Raw genomic sequence first — 18,133 nt, 5'->3', positions numbered from 1 at the left:
CGGGTCATGGTGTTGGCGTCGGCTTCACTCATCAAACAACTGTATGACTGCGCCGGGGCCTGAGGGAAGGGCGCCTTTGCGGAAGGCCACGCGGCGCTATGCTGGGAAAACGGGGGACGGCATGAGCGACAGCGGCGAGAGCAACGTCACCAAGTACGAGACCATCGACGAGCGCCTGCTGAACCGGGTGATCTTCTTCACCGACGCGGTGTTCGCCATCGTGCTGACGCTGATGGTGCTGGACCTGAGGCCGCCGCCCTTCAACAGCCCGCTGGGCAATCGGGCGCAGATGCTGTCCATGGCCGGCCACTTCTTCGCCATGGCCATGAGCTTCTGGGTGATCGGGGTGTTCTGGATCGCCCACCTGGCGACCACGCGGCGCCTGCGCCACTTCGACTGGCTGACCGCGGTGGCGAACCTGATCTTCATGTTCCCGATCTGCCTGTTGCCGTTCGCGACGGCCTGGTGGGGTCAGGACCTCAGCGCACCGTTCCCCTGGGGGATGTACTGCGCGATCATGATGGTCTGTTCGGCGGCCAACCTCGGCCTGGTGGCGGCGGTCACACGCGACAAGGGCCGGCTGATGGGCGGGATCACGCCGCGCGATCGGCTCTATCGCATTGTCCGCGCCGCCAGCCCTGGGGTCGCCTTCGGCGTCAGCCTGGCGCTGCTGGGCGCCCACCAACTGAGCCTGTCGCAGTTCGCCTGGCTGCTGATCCCGGTGCAGATCTTCGTCTACGAGCGGACGTTGAAGCCGAAGGCCTAGCGCCGGTTCTTCTTCTTTCGGGTGTTCTTGATGCCCTTGGGCCGCCCGGGCTGGCCCTGGCGCGGCGGGCCGCGGAATGAGGCTCCGCCGGAGCCGCCTCCGGGCCGCCGGTCGTTGCGCGCCCGCATGCCCAGCCGCGGCCGTGGCGCATTGGGATCGGCCGCCATCGGCTCGCTCAGCATCTCGAACAACAAGCCGCCGGTGAGTGGGGTGGCCTCGGTCAGGCGCACCTCCACCGGCATGCCCAGCGGCCAGCGCGCGCCGCTGCGCTCGCCGACCAGCGAATGGGTGCGGTCGTCGTGGATGAAGTATTCGCCGCCCAGCTTCGAAACGGGCACAAGGCCGTCCGCCCCGGTCTCGTCCAGTCGCACGAACAGGCCGAAGCGGGTGACGCCGGTGATCCGGCCCTTGAAGTCGGCGCCGACCCGGTCGGCCAGATAGGCGGCCACATAGCGGTCGGTGGCGTCGCGCTCGGCCGCCATCGCCCGGCGTTCGGCGAAGGTGATGGCCTCGGCGGTGTCGCTCATCTTGACGATGTCGCGCTCGGAAAGGCCGTCCGACCCGAAGCCCAGGGCGCTGATCAGGCCGCGGTGGACGATCAGGTCGGCGTAGCGGCGGATCGGCGAGGTGAAGTGGGCGTACTTCGCCAGGTTCAGGCCGAAGTGGCCGATATTGTCGGTGGAATAGACCGCCTGCATCTGGGTGCGCAGCACCACCTCGTTGACGATATCGGCGTGCGGCCCGCCGCGCGTCTCGGCCAGCAGCTTGTTGAACCGCTCGGTCCGCGGCGCCTCGCCCTTGTTCCAGGCGATGCCGAGGGTGGACAGGAAGTCCGCCAGGGCCTGCACCTTCTCGGCGCTGGGTGTGTCGTGGATGCGGTAGATCAGCGGGGTCTTCCTGGCCTCCAGGGTCTCGGCGGCCGAGACATTGGCCTGGATCATCATCTCCTCGATCAGCTTGTGGGCTTCGAGGCTGGCGCGTGGGGTGATGGCGGCGATCTCGCCCTCGGCGTTGAAGCTGATCCGCCGCTCGGCGCTTTCGATCTGCAACGGCGAGCGGGCGTCGCGGCCCTTCTTCAGGCAGGCGTAGGCGGCCCACAGCGGCTTGATGATGCGATCCGCGATCGGCCCGGTCTTGTCGTCCGGGAAGCCGTCGGCGCAGGCCTGGGCCTGTTCGTAGGATAGCTTGGCGGCCGAGCGCATCAGGCCGCGCACGAACCGGTGGGAGCGCTTCCTGCCATCGGCGCCGAACACCATGCGCACCGCCAGGCAGGCGCGATTCTCGCCTTCGCGGAGCGAGCAGAGGCCGTTCGACAGCACCTCCGGCAGCATCGGCTCCACGCGGTCGGGGAAATAGACGCTGTTGGCCTTCTCGCGCGCCGTCTCATCGAGGGCCGAGCCCGGGCGGACGTAGGCGGCGACGTCGGCGATGGCCACCCAGACGATCCAGCCGCCGGGGTTCTTCGGGTCCGTGTCGGCTTCGGCGAACACCGCGTCGTCGTGGTCGCGCGCGTCGGCTGGATCGATGGTGATCAGGGGTACGTCGCGCAGGTCCTCGCGGCCCTTCAGGGTCGGCGGTTCCGCCTTTTCCGCCTCGGCCTCCGCGGCCGGGCTGAAGCCCGTCGGGATGCCGTGGGCGTGGATCGCCAGCAGGGAGAAGGCGCGGGGCTGCTCCTCGCGCCCGATCACCTCCAGGATCTTGCCGTTCTGCGGCCCGTAGCGGACTTCGCGGCCGGAGGCCTGGGCCAGGACCAGGTCGCCCTCGCGCAGGGCCTCGGCCTCGTGCTGGGAAATGATCAGGCTGTCCTTGGAGCGGCGGTCGACCGGCTCCACGCGGGTTTCGCGGCGGTTCTTGCGGATGACGCCCAGCAGGCGCTGGCCGCCCGCGCCGAGCGCCTTGATGACCTGGGCCTCATGGCCGCCGGCCTCCAGCGCCACGAAGCGCACCAGCAGGCGATCGCCCAGGCCGGGCGCAGGGGCCGCCTCGCCCTTGCGCGGCGGGGCCAGCACCACCAGCGGCGCGTCCTCGCCCTTGGTCAGGCGGACAAGCAGGTCGCCGTCATGGTCGCGCTCGACCACGTCGACCACGCCCACCTCGGGCAGGGCGCCGGCCTCGGCGAAGCCGCGGCGGCCGCGCTTGCCCAGTGCGCCCTCGGCCTCGAGGGCCTGCAGCATGTGGCGCAGGGCCCGGCGGTCCTCGCCCTTCAGCCCGAAGGCCTTGGCGATCTCCGCCTTGTTGGTCTCGCCGCTCTCGCGGATGTGTTTGATGAGGGTGTCCCGGTCCGGCAGGCCCTTCGGGGTCTTCTGAGGGAAACGGGTGGATTTCGGTTGTCTGTTCTTCGGCATGTGGAGGTGCTTTAGCACCATTCGGCTTTCGTCTTGTGATGGGGATGTGAAGGTCGCTAGCGGGCGGTTCGCAACCGCCGATGGACCCGCGGCGCCGATCGCGGCAAGCTTGCCGCCAACCAGGGCGCTCGACGCCCATATAGGGCTTCCGGGGAGAAAGCGCCATCGCCAAGCGTAAATCGAACGCCGGCCCGCTGGTCGTGACCGTGGCCCTGGTCACCGCCGTGCTGGGCGGTGGCCTGTGGTGGCTGACGGCTGGAGGCGGTCCGGGCGCGGGCGCGGCGCCCGAGGCCGCGGCCACCCCACCGGCGCTGCCGACCGGGCCGCTCCAACTGCTCTCGGCCAATGTGGATGACGTCCAATACCTAGCCGCCGACCAGGTCACGAAGACCGGCGACAAGGTCCAGGCGGTGGTGCTGGACGCCGGCAAGACGGCCACATCGATCAGCCGCCGTTACGCCTTCGAAGCCAAGCGCGAGACCATCGACTGCAAGGCCCGCACGATCGGCGAGGAGGTGGCGGGCTACTACGACGGGTCAGGCAAGCTGGTGACCCACGAGCTGCAGTCTGGCGCGCTCGGCCGGCCGGTCAGCGGCATCGATGCGGAGGCGGCGGTGGTCTGCGGGCCGCCTGGGGCTCCTGCGCGGATCGTGCCGGGTTGGACGGCTGTGCAACGGCAGGTCCAGACCGCTCCGGACGACCTCGTCGCCCGCGCCAAGGCCACCCCCCAGGACGCGGAGCTGTGGGCCTGGGTCTGCGCCAACGGCGTGCGCGGACACTGGAGCCCCTCGTTGCCCAAGGACTGCGACCACGCCGTGGCGCTCAATCCCGCCTCGACCGCGACCCTGCTCGACCGGGCGTTCCTGAAGCTCACCCTGCGCCACATCCCGGCCGCCCAGGCCGACTTCTCCAAGGCCATTGCCCTGGATCCGAAGAACGCCGAAGCCCGGTTCGGCCGCGCGCTGGCCCTGATCATGGGCGGCAAAGCGGCGGCCGGGCGAGCCGACCGCGACCGCGCCCGGGCGCTCGACCCCAAGGTTGTGGCGTGGATCGAGGCGAACTACCGCGACTTCCAGGTCAGCGAACCCTACCGGTCACACTAGGGGCCGGTCAGGAACTCGGTCATGGCGGGGATCGCCGTGCGGTCCTGGATCATGAACAGGTGTCCGCCGTCGAAGAACCGGAGCACGGCGCCCGGAATACGCCCGGCCATCTTTTCCTGGGTCGCGGGAAGCGCGATTCCGTCGTAGCGGCCGGCGGCGATCATCGTCGGGCAGGCGATCTGCGGCAGTCTTTCCCAGGTGTCGTGCGCCGCGCGGGCGGCCAGCTGGCGATGCGCGCCCATGGCGTGGCCGGGTTCGTCCCCATAGGGGTCGGCGGCGGCCATGGCCACGAACATCGCATACTGGTCCGGATGGGCGGCGGCCCAGGCGTCGTCGCGGCGCGTGTCGCTGATCGGGATCATGTGCTTGGCGCGCGCCTCGCCCTTCAGGTGCTCGATCTCATGGAACGGGAAGGATGCCCCGCCGGCCCCGCCCGGCGAGGTGCAGGCCAGCACCAGCCGCGTCACGCGCCGCGGATGCCGGAGCGCCAGCTCCTGGGCCACCATGCCGCCAAACGAGACGCCGACCACCAGCGCCTCGTCCCAGCCCTGGTCGGCCATCAGGGCTGCCGCATCGTCAGCGTAGTCGGCCATTTCGTAGGCGACGTCGGGCTTTTCCGTCTGGCCCAGGCCGCGCTGGTCATAGCCCAGTAGGTCGAAGCTTTTGCTAAGCGGCCCGTCGAAGACGTTGGGCTTTACCCTGAGGTCGCCACCGGTGCCGGAGATGAACAGCAGCGGCGGGCCATTGCCGGCGCGTTCGAAGTAGATCCGAATTGCGTTGGCGGTGGTGACGGGCATTTCAGACCCCGATTGTCCCGGCGAAAGCCGGGACCCAAGCTGAGGCGCAGGATATTCCCGGCCTTGGGGATGGCCGCAAGCCTCGCGTGGGTCCCGGCTTTCGCCGGGACACTCGGAAAAGGGCTAGGCCTTGGCTTTCTTGGCGGCCGGCTTCTTCTTCGCCGGGGCTTTCTTCTTGACCGCCGTCTTCGGCTCCGCCGCAGATTTGGCTTTCGCCGCGCGCGCCGGCTTCTTCTTGCCGCCGCCCTTGGCCGCGCGTTCGGCCAGCAGCAGCACCGCCTGCTCCAGGGTCACCGCCTGCGGGTCGGTGCCGCGCGGCACATTGGCGTTGGTCGCGCCGTGCTTGACGTAGGGGCCATAGCGGCCGGACAGCACCTTCACCGGCGCGCCGTCGCCCGGGTGGGCGCCCAGCTCTTTCAGCGCCTCGGCCGCGCCGCGGCCGCCACGGGCGCCGGAACGCTTCTCGGCCAGCAGGGTCACGGCGCGGTTGACGCCCACCTCGAACACCTCGTCGGCGCTCGGCAGGTTGGCGTAGGTGCCGGCGTGCAGCACGAAGGGGCCGAAGCGGCCGATGCCGGCCAGGATCGGCTGACCGTCCTCCGGGTGTTTGCCTACCTCGCGCGGCAGGCGCAGCAGGCGCAGGCCCTTCTCAAGGTCCATGTCCGGCGCCGACCAGCCCTTGGGCAGGGACGAACGCTTGGGCTTTTCGCCTTCGCCCAGCTGGACATAGGCGCCGAAGCGGCCGTTCTTCAGGAAGACGGTGAGGCCTGTCTCCGGGTCGACGCCAAGCTCGCGGTCTCCGCTGGGCGCATCGGCGTTTTCGCTCTCGGCGATCGGGCGGGTGAAGCGGCACTCGGGATAGTTTGAGCAGCCAACGAAGGGACCGAACTTGCTGGTCTTCAGGCCCAGGCGGCCGGCGCCGCAATTGGGGCAGGCGCGGGGATCCGATCCATCCGCCTTGGGCGGATAGAGGAAGGGCGCCAGCGCCCCGTCCAGGGCGTCCAGCACCTCGCGGGTGGAAACCTTCAGCACTTCCTCGGTCTTCGGCTGGAAGTCGCTCCAGAACTCGCGCAGCAGCGCCTTCCAGTCGAGCTTGCCGTCGGAGACCTCGTCGAGCTTCTCTTCGAGGCCGGCGGTGAAGTCGTATTCCACCCAGCGGCGGAAGAACTCCTCGAGGAAGATGGTCACCAGCCGGCCCTTGTCCTCGGGCACGAACCGGTTCTTCTCCATCCGCACATAGGCGCGGTCGCGCAGCACGGTCAGGATCGAGGCGTAGGTCGAGGGCCGGCCGATCCCCAGCTCCTCCATCTTCTTGACCAGGCTAGCCTCGGAATAGCGCGGCGGCGGTTCGGTGAAGTGCTGGTCGGCGCGGCTGGCGTGCACCCGGGCGGCGGCGCCCTGGACCACCGGCGGCAGTTTGGCGACCTCTTCCTCGTCGGCGTCGTCGCGGCCTTCCTCATAGACCTTCAGGTAGCCGTCGAAGAGGGTGACGTCGCCGCTGGCCCGCAGCGCCGTCTTCCCGTCGCTGGACTCCAGGTCGATGGTCGTGCGCTCGATCTGGGCGCTTTCCATCTGCGAGGCGATCATCCGCTTCCAGATCAGCTCGTAGAGCCGCCCGAGGTCCGGCTCTAGGCGCAGGCGGCCCGGGTTGCGGCCCAGGCTGGTCGGGCGGATCGCCTCGTGGGCTTCCTGGGCGTTCTTGGCCTTGGTGGAATAGAAGCGAGGCTTGTCCGGCACATAATCGCGGCCATAGAGCCCGCCGATGGTGGCCCGCGCGTCGTCCAGCGCCTCGGGCGCTACCTGCACGCCGTCGGTCCGCATATAGGTGATCAGGCCGACCGTCTCGCCGCCGATCTCCACGCCTTCGTAGAGCTTCTGGGCCGCCTGCATGGTGCGTTGCGCATTGAAGCCGAGCTTGCGGGCGGCTTCCTGCTGCAGGGTGGAGGTGGTGAAGGGCGGCGGCGGCGAGCGCTTGGCCGGGCGCTTCTCGACCGCGGCGATGGTCAGGTTGGCGGCCTTCACCGCGTCGCGCGCGGCGAAGGCGGAAGCCTCGTTGCCGAGGTCGAACTTGGTGAGGCGCTTGCCCTCGTGCTTGGTCAGGCGCGCCAGGAACGGATCGCCGCCGGCCGAGACGTCGGCCTCCACCGTCCAGTATTCCTGGGTCCGGAAGCGCTCGATCTCGATCTCGCGGTCGACGACCAGGCGAAGCGCCACCGACTGCACCCGGCCCGCCGAGCGTGAGCCCGGCAGCTTGCGCCACAGCACCGGCGACAGGGTGAAGCCCACCAGATAGTCGAGCGCGCGCCGCGCCAGATAGGCGTCGACCAGTTCCATGTCGATGTCGCGCGGGGCCTTCATGGCCTCGGTGACCGCGGTCCTGGTGATGGCGTTGAAGGTGACACGCTGGACGGTGACGCCGGCCAGCACCTTCTTCTTCTTCAGCACCTCCAGCACGTGCCAGGAGATCGCTTCGCCCTCACGGTCGGGGTCGGTGGCGAGGATCAGCTTGTCGCAGCCCTTGGCGGCGGCGGCGATGTCGGAAAGGCGCTTGGCGGACTTGGCGTCCACCTCCCAGCTCATGTCGAAGTCGTCGTCCGGCCGGACCGAGCCATCCTTGGCCGGCAGATCGCGCACGTGACCGTAACTGGCCAGCACCTTGTAGCCGGAGCCCAGGTACTTGTTGATCGGCTTTGCCTTGCCGGGGCTTTCGACGACGACGACGTTCATTTGAGGTGGAGCGATGGGTCCTTGAGGCCATCGATCCAGCTTGGCCGGACCGAAGAGGACGCGGAAAGTGGGGTGGTCCCCCGTCGGCTGTCAACGCCCCTGAAGGACCGCGTTCGCCGAGCCCCCCTTAAGGGGGCTCATTTTTCGAGCGGTCAGTATCTTTTGACGGCGCGCGAATGACTGGCATGAAAAGGCCGGCGCCCTGTGAGGACGCCGGCCCTTCGTCTTCAGATAGCGACTGGAGCTAGTGGCTGCCGCCGCCGGCGCCGCCCTGACGGGCCGCGCGCATCTTGGCCATGGCGTCCTTGCAGCCCTGGCTCACCTTGTCGGCGTTGTCGCGCATCAGGCACATCATGGCCTCGCGGCCCTGCTTGTCCGCGCACAACGACTTCTGGTCGGCCGCGCAGGCCTGCATCATCGCTTGACGGGCGGCCTGCATTTCCGGCGAGGCGCCGCCGCCACCGCCGCCACCGCCCGGCGCCTGGGCGAAGGCCGAACCGGCGACAGCCAGCGCGGCGAGGGTGATCGCAATCGTGAGCTTCATGATCGATAGGTCTCCGACTTGAATTGAGTCTCTGAGGATAAGCCCGCTCCCTGCCAGGAATATTTCCGGATCGTGCGTTCAGATTGCGGCGTTAGCTGGTCGAGACCATGCCGCCCGGCAACAGTTCGCAGCGGCCGGCCAGCGCCAGTTCGGTGAGGGCGGCGAAGACCAGCGGCGCCGGCGCGCCGGTCGCGCGCACCAGCTCGTCTCGGGAAACCGGCGTCGGCGAGAGCAGGGCGGCCACCGCCTCGCGCAGGGCGTCGTCAGGATCGCTACCCGGATGCGCCCCATACTCGCGGTCGGGCTCGCGCAGGTTCCGCAGGCCCTCCAGCGCGCGCAGCACGTCGTCGGCGCCTTCGCAGATCGCCGCGCCCTGGCGGATCAGGTCGTTGGTCCCCTTGGCGCGCGGATCGAGCGGCGAGCCCGGCACGGCCAGCACCTCGCGCCCCTGTTCCGCCGCCAGCCGCGCGGTGATCAGCGAGCCGGAACGGAACTCCGCCTCGACCACCACCACGGCGCGCGAGAGGCCGGCGATGATCCGGTTGCGGCGCGGGAAATCGCGGGCCACCGCCGCGCGGCCGGGTTCGTTCTCGGAAACCACGCAGCCGGCCTCGACGATCCGGGCGTAGAGCGCGGCGTGCTCCGGCGGGTAGATATCGTCAACGCCGCCGGCCAGCACCGCCACCGCGCCGGTAGGCAGGGACCCTTCGTGCGCGGCGGCGTCGATGCCGCGCGCCATGCCGGAGACGACCACATGGCCCGCCCGGCCCAGGTCCGCCGCCAGGCCGCGCGCGAACCGCTGTCCGGCCGCTGAGGCCACCCGCGCGCCGACGACGGCGACGCCGGGCCGGGCCAGCATCTCCAGGCGGCCGCGCGCCCAGATCACCGGCGGCGGCGGATCCAGCGCCGCCAGGGTCTGCGGAAAGGCGGGCTCGCACGCCGCGATCAGCCGCGCGCCCAGCGCCGCGCCGTCCGCCAGCTCCTTCTCCACCACCGCCCCGTCCGCCAGCCGGATCGCGCGTCCGCCGCGCCGGGCGAGGTCGGGCAGGGCCTCCAGCGCCCGGGTCGCGCTTCCGAAGCGGCGGACAAGCTGGTCGAAGGTGACCGGGCCGACGTTCTCTGTGCGCGCCAGCCGCAGCCAGTCGCGCCGCTCGGCGTCCGAAAGGCTTTCCGTCACGCTTCTTTGCTCTCTTCGGGAGCGGCCTTCTTGCCGCCCATCCGCGGCTCCTCGCCCCTCATCAGGCGGCGGATGTTCGCGGCGTGGCGCATGTAGACCAGGATGGCCATGTTCATCGCGAGGATCGCCACCGACGGGCGGTGCAGCAGGACGGCCGCGATCGGCGCGACGACCACCGCCGTCAGCGCCGCCAGCGAGGAGATCCGGAACAGGGCGGCCATCAGAAGCCAGGTCGCGCCGGCGATCAGCCCCACGGGCCAGGCGGCCGCGAGCAGGGTGCCGAAGAAGGTCGCGACGCCCTTGCCGCCCTTAAAGCCCAGCCAGACCGGCAGGATATGGCCCGCGAAGGCCGAGAAGCCCGCCACGCAGGTCAGCGCCGCCTGCGCCGCGTCGCTGGCGCCTCGCGTGTACAGCCAGGCGATGAGCACCGCGATCGCGCCCTTGCCGCCGTCGCCCAGCAGGGTGAGCGCCGCCAGGTCGCGCCGCCCGCTGCGCAGCACATTGGTCGCCCCGATATTGCCCGAGCCGATGGCCCGCGGATCGCCGGCGCCGGCGGCGCGCATGACGATCACCCCGAACGGGATCGAACCCAGCAGATAGCCGCCCACGACGGCGACCGCGATCACGGCGTAGCTCAAGCCCTCGATCATCCGCCCTCCCGTTTGCCAGGAATCGTAGCGCCTAGACTTCCTTGGCGATAGCGGCCTTCAGCGCGGCGATCGCCGCCTCATCCCGACGGTAGAAGGTCCATTGCTTGATCCGTTTGGGGGTCACCAGGCCCGCGCCCACCAGCACCCGCATATGCTCCGAAAGCGTCGGCTGGCTCACCCCCAGCTTCTCGGCGATCAGCACGGCGCAGACGCCGTCGTCCACCAGGTCGCCGTCCACCTGCTCGCGGAAATGGGCGCGCGGGGCCTTCAGCCATTCCAGGATCAGCAGGCGCCGGTCGTTCCCCAGCGCCTTCAGGGCGTCGACGATAGGCATATTGCCAAATGGCTAAGTCCCAATACGATACTCCCAGACCTAAAGGGAGCCGCGACGATGGACAAGGTAGCAGACCGGCCGGCCGGCCAATACGACATCGAGACCGAGGTGATGTTCGCGCAAGGGACCCACATCGACGTGGCCGCGACCGCCGCCGCCGTCCAGCCCTGGTGGAACCGCACGCTTACCGAGGTCAACGACGCGGTCGTGCGCCTGGGCGTGCTGGAGGGCGACTTCCACTGGCACAGGCACGACGAGGAGGACGAGTTCTTCTACGTCGTCGAAGGCCGGCTCGACATCGAACTGGAAGACCGCACCGTCGTCCTGGAGCCGGGGCAGGGAGTCACCGTCCCGCGCGGCGTCATGCACTTCCCTCACGCCCGCGGCCGGACCGTGGTGCTGATGGTCGAGAAGGCCGGCGTGGTTCCCACCGGCGATTGACCGGCCGCGGTCCGCCGCGCCAAATCGCGCCCGCGAAGCTCGGGGGCGGCGGATGGATGCGATCCTCTTCACCAATGCGGCGGTGTTCGACGGCGTCGGCGACGCGCTTGCGCCCGGCCGGAGCGTGCTGGTCGCCGACGGCCTGATCCAGGAGGTCTCCGACAAGACCCTCAAGGCCCCGGACGGGGCCGAGGTCGTCGACCTGGGCGGCCGCACCCTGATGCCGGGCCTGATCGACGCCCACGTGCACATCTGGGCCACCGACCTCGACATCGTGAAGCTGATCACCCGGCGCACCGAATACCTGGCCGCCTTCGCCTATCGCTCCCTGGCCGCCATGCTGGACCGCGGCTTCACCACCGTGCGCGACGCCGGCGGCACGGACGTGGGCTATGTCCAGGCGCTGCAGGACGGCCTGGCCAAGGGCCCGCGCCTGCTGCACGCCGGGCGGGTGCTCACCCAGACCGGCGGCCACGGCGACTTCCGCCGCCCCGGCGAGTTCTCCTGCGCCTGCGAGCTGCGCGAGGGCGGCGCCACCCGCTTCGCCCATGTGGTCGACTCTCCCGACGAGGTGCGCAAGGCGGTGCGCGAGGAACTGCGCCACGGCGCCCACCAGATCAAGATCATGGGCTCCGGCGGCGTCGCCAGCCCCTCCGACCCGGTGGATCGGCTGCAGTTCAGCGACGGCGAGATCCTGGCGGCCGTCGAGGAGGCCGAGCGCCACGGCGCCTATGTGATGGCCCACTGCCATCCGGCCGAGGCGGTGCGCCGCTGCGCCGAGCTCGGCGTGCGCTCCATCGAGCACGCCACCCTGATCGACCAGACCGCCGCCGACGCCGTGGCCGCCAAGGGCGCCTTCGTGGTCCCGACCCTTGCCACCATCTGGGCGCTGCTGGAGGACGGGGCCAAGCTCGGCCTGCCGCCGGTCAGCCAGGAAAAGCTGCGCCAGGTGTCCGGCGGGGTGCTGCAGGGCCTGCAGGTGATGCGCCGCTCGAACCTCAAGGTCGGCTTCGGGACCGATCTGCTGGGCTCGCAGCAGGACCGCCAGGGGACCGAGTTCGCCCTGCGCGCCCAGGTCTTCGAGCCTGTGGAGATCCTGCGCCAGGCCACCAGTATCAACGCCGAACTGCTGCAGATGCCGGACCGCATCGGCCGGGTCGCGCCCGGTTTCGTCGCCGACCTGATCGTCGTGGACGGCGATCCCCTGGCCGACGTGTCCATCCTGGGGCAGGGCGGAGCGAACCTGCCGGTGATCCTGCAGGGCGGTCGCTTCCACAAGCGGACTCTCTAGGTTCGGTGCGAGAATGACGATGGCGAGGTCGAACAGGGCGCCCGATCATCGGATTGGAATGGGATTGTTGTTGGGGCCGGCAGCCGCGAGTTTGGCGATCGCGATGATGCTGGCCGCCACCCGCCTTATACCTCTGAAATTCATTTTGGCGGGTGGCCTGCTGTTCGGGGTCTTCCTTGGCTATATTCCAATCTGCCTGATCGCGTTTCCCACTTACCTTGTGCGAACCCGATATGTCCGGCCGGGCGCGGCGGAGCTGATCTTGAGCTGGACCGCCGCCAGTACATTGATGGCCGTGGTTTTCTGCGTGCTACGTCTCGGGACAGCGGCGATTCCGGCCAGTAGCTTGCCCATAATCTATGCGCTTCAGATCCTGTTTGGTTTGGTGTGCGGTTCTGTCAGTGGCGCAGTGTTCTGGTGGTTCGTGCGACCGCCGCGTGCCATCTAGCCGCTGTAGACCGTGCGCCCGTCGACCAGGGTGCGCAGCACCTTGCCCTGCAGGCGCCGGCCGTCGAACGGCGAGTTCTTCGACTTCGAGACCAGCTTGTCGGCGTCGATCAGCAGCGGCGCGGCAAGGTCGGCCAGCACCAGGTCGGCCGGCGCGCCCTTGGCCAGGCGGCCCTGTGGCAGGCCCAGCAGATCGGCGGGCGCGGACGTCACCGTGCGGATCAGGTCGATCAGCGGGATGCGGCCTTCGTGGTGGAAGGTGAGCAGGGCCGGCAGCAGGGTCTGCAGGCCCACGGCGCCGGGCGCCGCTTCGTCATAGGGCAGGCGCTTGTCTTCGGCCGGGGCCGGGGCGTGGGCGCTGACCACGATCTCGATCAGGCCGCTCGCCACCGCCTCGATCACCGCCTGGCGGTCGTCTTCCGACCGCAGCGGCGGGTCCAGTTTGCAGAAGGTGCGGTAGTCGCCGATGTCGATCTCGTTGAACGACAGGTGGTTGATCGAGGTGGTGGCGGTCACCGGCAGGCCCTTGGCGCGGGCGCGGCGGAAGCTCTCGATCGCCTCGGCGGTGGTCAGCTGGTCGACCAGCAGGCGCGCGCCGGTCAGCTCAGCCAGCGCCAGGTCGCGCTCCAGCATGATCTTCTCGGCGACCGCCGGCACGCTGGGCAGGCCCATGCGCGAGGCGAACTCGCCTTCGCTGGCCGCCGCCCCGGTCGAGAGCCAAGGGTCGGCCGGGCGGTGCGCCACCAGCACCCCGAACGCCTTGGCGTAGGAAAGCACCCGGCGCAGCACCTTGGAATCGACGATCGGCCGGTCGGCGTCGCTCACATAGAGGCAGCCGGCCTCGGCCATCAGCCCGATCTCGGCCATCCGCTCGCCGTGCGCGCCCTTGGTGGCGGCGCCGGCCGGATAGACCTTCACCAGCTCGATGTCGCGGGCGCGCCGCAGGATGAAGTCCACCACCGAGGGCTCGTCGATCACCGGGTTGGTGTCCGGCTGGACGACCATGGAGGTGACCCCGCCCGCCGCCGCCGCCAGGGCCGCCGACTTCAGGGTCTCCTTGGTCTCGGCGCCCGGCTCGCCGGTCTTGACCCGGATATCCACCAGGCCGGGCAGCAGGGCGCAGCCGCGCCCGTCGATCACCTCGACGTCCCTGGCCAGCGATCCCAGGCCCTTGTCGCCCTTCACCACGTCGGCGATCACGCCCTCGGCGACGATCAACCCGCCGGGGCCGTCGTAGCCGCTGGCCGGGTCCACCAGCCGCACATTGGCGAAGGCGATCGCGCCGCGCGACGCCGCCGTCATCGGTCGTTCTCCAGTCGCGCCGCCAGCGAGGTCAGCACCGCCATGCGCGCGGCGACGCCCATCTCCACCTGGTCCTGGATCAGGCTGACCGACAGGTCGTCGGCGACGTCGCTGTCGATCTCCACGCCGCGGTTCATCGGCCCGGGGTGCATCACCCGCACATGGTCCGCCGCATGCGCCAGCTTCTCGCGGTCCAGCCCGAAGAAACGGAAGTATTCGCGCTGCGACGGGGCCATCACCCCGTCCATCCGCTCCAGCTGCAGGCGCAGCATCATCACCACGTCGCAGCCGGCGATCCCTTCGCGCATGTCGTGGAAGATCGCGACGTTCCAGCGCTCGGCGGCCGGCGGGATCAGGGTCGGCGGGCCCACCAGCCGCACCTCGGCCCCCAGCATCTGCAGGAGCGCCACGTTGGAGCGCGCCACGCGGGAATGCGCCACGTCCCCGCAGATCGCCACCTTCAGCCCCGCGATCCGCCCGAAGGCCCGGCGCATGGACAGAGCGTCCAGCAGCGCCTGGGTCGGGTGCTCGTGCTGGCCGTCGCCGGCGTTGACCACCGAGCAACTCACCTTCTGCGACAGCAGCGAGGCCGCGCCGGACGAGGAATGGCGCACCACCAGCAGGTCCGGCTGCATGGCGTTCAGGGTCACCGCCGTGTCGATCAGGGTCTCGCCCTTGCTGATCGAGCTTGAGCGCGGGCTCATGTTGACCACGTCGGCGCCCAGGCGTTTGCCGGCCAGCTCGAAACTCGACTGCGTCCGGGTCGAGTTCTCGAAGAACAGGTTCATCAGCGTCCGGCCCTTCAGGAGGTCGAGCTTCTTGGACGTCTGGCGGTTCAGGCTGACGAAACCGTCGGCGAGGTCGAGCAGATTGGCGACCTCGACCTCGTTCAGGTCGGTGCTGGACAGGAAATGCCGCTTCGGAAACGAGAAGGTCCGTTGCAGGACCTCGTTCAGACCGGGGGGCGCGGCGCTCATTAAAGCGCCCTCTTAGGCGGCTTTCCCCGGCGAGGGAAGGGCGCTGTCTGCGGTCTTGAGATCGGCGTCGCCCGGCGCCTAGGTTGCCGGCCTCTCAATCGGGATTCGCACCCACCGGGGACCGTCATGGCCGTCAGCCTCTACACCTTCGTCGACCTCTTCTCGCGCCAGCTCGGGACCCTGGAGCACCTGCTGAACAAGGGCGCGGAATTCGCCAAGGCCCAGGGGCAGCCTGAGGAGTCCTTCCTCGACTGGCGGCTGATCGAGGACATGATGCCGTTCCGCTTCCAGGCCATGGTGGTTTGCAACTTTTCGCGGCAGTGGACCGCCCGGGCCGCGGGCCTCGATGTGCCCGCCGCCATCGAGGCCGACATCGATCTGGCCGGCTTTCGGGGGGCCATCGCCGACGCCAAGGCCTATCTGGCGGCGCTGACGCCCGAGCAGTTCGCCGGCCGCGACGACGTCCCGCTGACCGTGGAGATCGGCAACGGCATGTCGCCGGCCCTGCCGGCCAGCCAGTGGCTGACGGTGTTCGCCACCACCAACCTCTACTTCCACCTGTCGACCGCCTACGGGATCCTGCGGTCCAAGGGCGTGCAGATCGGCAAGATCGACCTGTTCGCCAGCGGGCTCTAGGCGCTCCGCAGCCGGTCCAGCGCGCCCTGCAGGATCCAGCCGGCGGCCATCTTGTCGACCAGGTCGGCGCGCCGGGCGCGGGACACGTCGGCCTCCGCGATCAGCACCCGGTTGACGGCCATCGAGCTCATCCGCTCGTCCCAGAAGGCGATCGGCAACTCGGGCTTCAGGCGCAGCAGGTTGCGGGCGAAGGCGCGGCTGGACTGGCAGCGCGGCCCCTCGGTCCCGTCCATGTTCACCGGCAGGCCGATCACCACCCCGCCGGCGACGCGGCTTTCCATCAGCTTGAAGAGCGCGTTCGCGTCGTCCGTGAACTTCGTCTTGCGGATCAGCTCCAGCGGCGAGGCCACCGTGCGCGTGGCGTCGCTCACCGCCACCCCGATCGTCTTCTCGCCCAGGTCCAGGCCCGCCAGCGGCGCGTGAGGGGCGAGCAGGGCAGGGAGTTCCAGAAGGTCGACGACGGCCATCGGGCCCTTTTACGTGTCATCCTGGTTTTCGCGCCAGCGAAAGACCGGAATCCATGGACGCCCATGGTCCAGGCAGATTCTGACACGCCGACGCGCATGGGTCCCGGACAGGCCGCTCACGCGCCCTTCCGGATGAAGCGCCAGGGCGTGTCACTTGCATTTCACCCCCTCGCACGGCTAACCCACGCCCCTGGACTTCAGGAGGGCCAATGGCCATCGACGCCGATACCGTGCGCAAGGTCGCCCGGCTCGCCAGGATCGCGACGCCGGAGGACCGGCTGGAGCAGCTCGCCAAGGAGCTGAACGGCATCATGAGCTGGATCGAGCAGCTCGGAGAGGTCGACACCGATGGCGTCGAGCCGATGACCTCTGCCGTGGCTGTGGCGCTCCCCATGCGCGACGATGTGGTCACTGACGGCGGCGACGCCGAACGGGTGCTCGGCAACGCTCCGAAGCGGGCCGGCAACTTCTACGTCGTGCCCAAGGTGCTCGAATAGCATGTCCGACCTCACCTCCCTGACCCTGAAGGCAGCCCTCGACGGCCTCAACGACAGGTCCTTTTCCTCGGCCGAGATCACCCAGGCCCATGTGGAGGCGGTGGAAGCCGCGCGCGCGCTGAACGCCTATGTGCTGGAAACACCGGACAAGGCGCTGGAAATGGCCAAGGCCTCGGATCAGCGCCGCGCGTCGGGCAATGCCGGGCCGCTGGAAGGCGCGCCGCTCGGGATCAAGGACCTGTTCTGCACCGAGGGCGTGCGATCGACCGCCGCTTCGAAGATCCTCGAAAACTTCGTCCCGGCCTATGAGAGCACCGTCACCGCCAACCTCTGGCGCGATGGGGCGGTGATGCTGGGCAAGCTCAACATGGACCAGTTCGCCATGGGCTCGTCCAATGAGACCTCGTGCTTCGGCTCGGTGGTGAACCCCTGGCGCGCGGCCGGCGGCAACGGCCCGCTCACGCCGGGCGGCTCATCCGGCGGTTCGGCTGCGGCGGTGGCGGCTGGGCTCTGTCTGGGCGCGACGGCCACCGACACCGGCGGTTCGATCCGCCAGCCGGCCGCCTTCACCGGCACGGTCGGTGTCAAGCCGACGTACGGCCGCTGCTCGCGCTGGGGTGTGGTGGCCTTCGCCTCCTCGCTGGACCAGGCCGGGCCGATGGCGCGCACGGTCGAGGACGCGGCGATCCTGCTTACCTCCATGGCCGGCCACGACCCGAAGGATTCCACTAGCCTTCCCGTAGAAACCCCTGATTTCGCAAGCTTTGTCGGCAAGTCGGTGAAGGGCCTTCGGATCGGTGTGCCCAAGGAATACCGCGTCGACAACATGCCGGCTGAGATCGACGCGCTATGGGAACAGGGCATCGCCTGGCTGAAGGAGGCCGGTTGCGAGATCGTCGAGGTCAGCCTGCCGCACACCAAATATGCGCTGCCGGCTTACTACATCGTGGCGCCCGCCGAGGCGTCCTCGAACCTCGCCCGCTACGACGGCATGCGCTACGGCCTGCGCGTCGACGGCGGCAACCTCATCGACACCTACGAGCAGTCTCGCGCCCAGGGTTTCGGCGAGGAAGTGAAGCGTCGCCTGATGATCGGCACCTATGTGCTCTCGGCCGGCTACTACGACGCCTACTATCTGAAGGCGCTCAAGGTCCGCCGCCGCATCGCCGATGACTTCGATCAGGCCTGGCAGAAGGTCGATGCGCTTTTGACGCCGACCGCGCCCAGCGCAGCCTTCCAGCTCGGCGACAAGGCCGACGATCCGGTGGCCATGTACCTCAACGACATCTTCACGGTGACGGTGAACTTGGCCGGGTTGCCGGGGATGAGCGTGCCGGCGGGCCTCGACGCCTCCGGCCTGCCGCTCGGCCTGCAGCTGATCGGCCGCGCCCTGGACGAGGGGACCCTGTTCTCGCTGGGCGGCGCCCTGGAGAAGGCCGCCGACTTCCGCGCCAAGCCCCAGAAATGGTGGGGGTGACGTGGCGGGCCTGATACGAAAAACCCCGCCTCCTGCGAGGCGGGGTCTCGTTAAACCCTAGAGGGTTCGGACCGGCTTACTTGCCGGAGGCCTTGTCGAGGTCGGCCTGGATCTGCTTCAGCTTGGCGTCGTCGATGGCGCCTTGGCTCATCGGG

General features: G+C 69.4%; 18 protein-coding genes. 8 read left to right on the top strand and 10 right to left on the bottom strand.

Annotated features, from left to right (window positions below; all coding sequences use genetic code 11):
- The first annotated feature begins 121 nt into the window (after positions 1-121).
- Positions 122-766, top strand: a complete 645-nt coding sequence (locus tag VGL85_RS19825; RefSeq protein WP_331590743.1) for a TMEM175 family protein — start codon at positions 122-124, stop codon at positions 764-766.
- On the opposite strand, the gene rnr is transcribed toward VGL85_RS19825, so the two are convergent.
- Positions 763-3,111 carry a ribonuclease R gene (rnr, locus tag VGL85_RS19820; RefSeq protein WP_331590742.1) on the bottom strand — a complete coding sequence of 783 codons (2,349 nt, stop codon included), beginning with the start codon at positions 3,109-3,111 and terminating at the stop codon, positions 763-765. The two genes, VGL85_RS19825 and rnr, sit on opposite strands and share 4 nt — an antisense overlap.
- A gap of 200 nt (positions 3,112-3,311) precedes the next feature.
- On the opposite strand from rnr, the gene VGL85_RS19815 reads away from it, so the two are divergent.
- Positions 3,312-4,214: a hypothetical protein gene (locus VGL85_RS19815; RefSeq protein ID WP_331590741.1), complete on the top strand. Its 903-nt coding sequence runs from the start codon at positions 3,312-3,314 to the stop codon at positions 4,212-4,214.
- On the opposite strand, the gene VGL85_RS19810 is transcribed toward VGL85_RS19815, so the two are convergent.
- From VGL85_RS19810 to VGL85_RS19785, 6 genes are all read right to left on the bottom strand, one after another.
- A complete protein-coding gene (locus tag VGL85_RS19810; RefSeq protein WP_331590740.1) occupies positions 4,211-5,011 on the bottom strand; it encodes an alpha/beta hydrolase in 801 nt (266 codons plus the stop codon). The two genes, VGL85_RS19815 and VGL85_RS19810, sit on opposite strands and share 4 nt — an antisense overlap.
- Positions 5,012-5,134: 123 nt before the next feature.
- Positions 5,135-7,738, bottom strand: coding sequence for a type I DNA topoisomerase (gene topA, locus VGL85_RS19805; protein ID WP_331590739.1), 2,604 nt, complete (start codon positions 7,736-7,738; stop codon positions 5,135-5,137).
- Between the two features lie 244 nt (positions 7,739-7,982).
- Entirely contained in the window at positions 7,983-8,282 is a 300-nt protein-coding gene (locus VGL85_RS19800; RefSeq protein ID WP_331590738.1) for a hypothetical protein, read from the bottom strand.
- A gap of 91 nt (positions 8,283-8,373) precedes the next feature.
- Entirely contained in the window at positions 8,374-9,459 is a 1,086-nt protein-coding gene (gene dprA, locus VGL85_RS19795; RefSeq protein ID WP_331590737.1) for a DNA-processing protein DprA, read from the bottom strand.
- A complete protein-coding gene (gene plsY / locus VGL85_RS19790; protein WP_331590736.1) occupies positions 9,456-10,109 on the bottom strand; it encodes a glycerol-3-phosphate 1-O-acyltransferase PlsY in 654 nt (217 codons plus the stop codon). Before plsY ends, dprA begins: the two co-directional genes overlap by 4 nt.
- 31 nt (positions 10,110-10,140) lie before the next feature.
- Positions 10,141-10,443 (bottom strand): winged helix-turn-helix domain-containing protein, encoded by a 303-nt coding sequence (locus VGL85_RS19785; protein ID WP_331590735.1) that lies wholly within the window; start codon positions 10,441-10,443, stop codon positions 10,141-10,143.
- Between the two features lie 57 nt (positions 10,444-10,500).
- On the opposite strand from VGL85_RS19785, the gene VGL85_RS19780 reads away from it, so the two are divergent.
- The 3 genes from VGL85_RS19780 (at position 10,501) to VGL85_RS19770 (ending at position 12,623) form a co-directional block, all read left to right on the top strand.
- A complete protein-coding gene (locus VGL85_RS19780; protein WP_331590734.1) occupies positions 10,501-10,884 on the top strand; it encodes a cupin domain-containing protein in 384 nt (127 codons plus the stop codon).
- Positions 10,885-10,936: 52 nt separating this feature from the next.
- Positions 10,937-12,175 (top strand): metal-dependent hydrolase family protein, encoded by a 1,239-nt coding sequence (locus VGL85_RS19775; protein ID WP_331590733.1) that lies wholly within the window; start codon positions 10,937-10,939, stop codon positions 12,173-12,175.
- Between the two features lie 91 nt (positions 12,176-12,266).
- Complete coding sequence (locus VGL85_RS19770; RefSeq protein ID WP_331590732.1) at positions 12,267-12,623, top strand: hypothetical protein; 357 nt, start codon at positions 12,267-12,269, stop codon at positions 12,621-12,623.
- On the opposite strand, the gene pyrC is transcribed toward VGL85_RS19770, so the two are convergent.
- Positions 12,620-13,924 carry a dihydroorotase gene (pyrC, locus tag VGL85_RS19765; protein ID WP_331590731.1) on the bottom strand — a complete coding sequence of 435 codons (1,305 nt, stop codon included), beginning with the start codon at positions 13,922-13,924 and terminating at the stop codon, positions 12,620-12,622. The genes VGL85_RS19770 and pyrC overlap by 4 nt on opposite strands.
- Positions 13,921-14,901 (bottom strand): aspartate carbamoyltransferase catalytic subunit, encoded by a 981-nt coding sequence (locus tag VGL85_RS19760; RefSeq protein WP_331590730.1) that lies wholly within the window; start codon positions 14,899-14,901, stop codon positions 13,921-13,923. Before VGL85_RS19760 ends, pyrC begins: the two co-directional genes overlap by 4 nt.
- A gap of 126 nt (positions 14,902-15,027) precedes the next feature.
- On the opposite strand from VGL85_RS19760, the gene VGL85_RS19755 reads away from it, so the two are divergent.
- Positions 15,028-15,537 carry a DUF1993 domain-containing protein gene (locus tag VGL85_RS19755; RefSeq protein WP_331590729.1) on the top strand — a complete coding sequence of 170 codons (510 nt, stop codon included), beginning with the start codon at positions 15,028-15,030 and terminating at the stop codon, positions 15,535-15,537.
- On the opposite strand, the gene ruvX is transcribed toward VGL85_RS19755, so the two are convergent.
- Positions 15,534-16,004 carry a Holliday junction resolvase RuvX gene (gene ruvX / locus VGL85_RS19750; protein ID WP_331590728.1) on the bottom strand — a complete coding sequence of 157 codons (471 nt, stop codon included), beginning with the start codon at positions 16,002-16,004 and terminating at the stop codon, positions 15,534-15,536. The genes VGL85_RS19755 and ruvX overlap by 4 nt on opposite strands.
- A gap of 209 nt (positions 16,005-16,213) precedes the next feature.
- On the opposite strand from ruvX, the gene gatC reads away from it, so the two are divergent.
- Entirely contained in the window at positions 16,214-16,501 is a 288-nt protein-coding gene (gatC, locus tag VGL85_RS19745; RefSeq protein ID WP_331590727.1) for an Asp-tRNA(Asn)/Glu-tRNA(Gln) amidotransferase subunit GatC, read from the top strand.
- 1 nt (position 16,502) lies between these two features.
- Entirely contained in the window at positions 16,503-17,978 is a 1,476-nt protein-coding gene (gene gatA / locus VGL85_RS19740) for an Asp-tRNA(Asn)/Glu-tRNA(Gln) amidotransferase subunit GatA (protein ID WP_331590726.1), read from the top strand.
- The last annotated feature ends 155 nt before the right edge of the window (positions 17,979-18,133 follow it).

Origin of the sequence: Phenylobacterium sp., assembly GCF_036501465.1 — a bacterium.
GTDB lineage: Bacteria > Pseudomonadota > Alphaproteobacteria > Caulobacterales > Caulobacteraceae > Phenylobacterium.
This window is presented reverse-complemented; position numbering and strand designations above follow the sequence as displayed.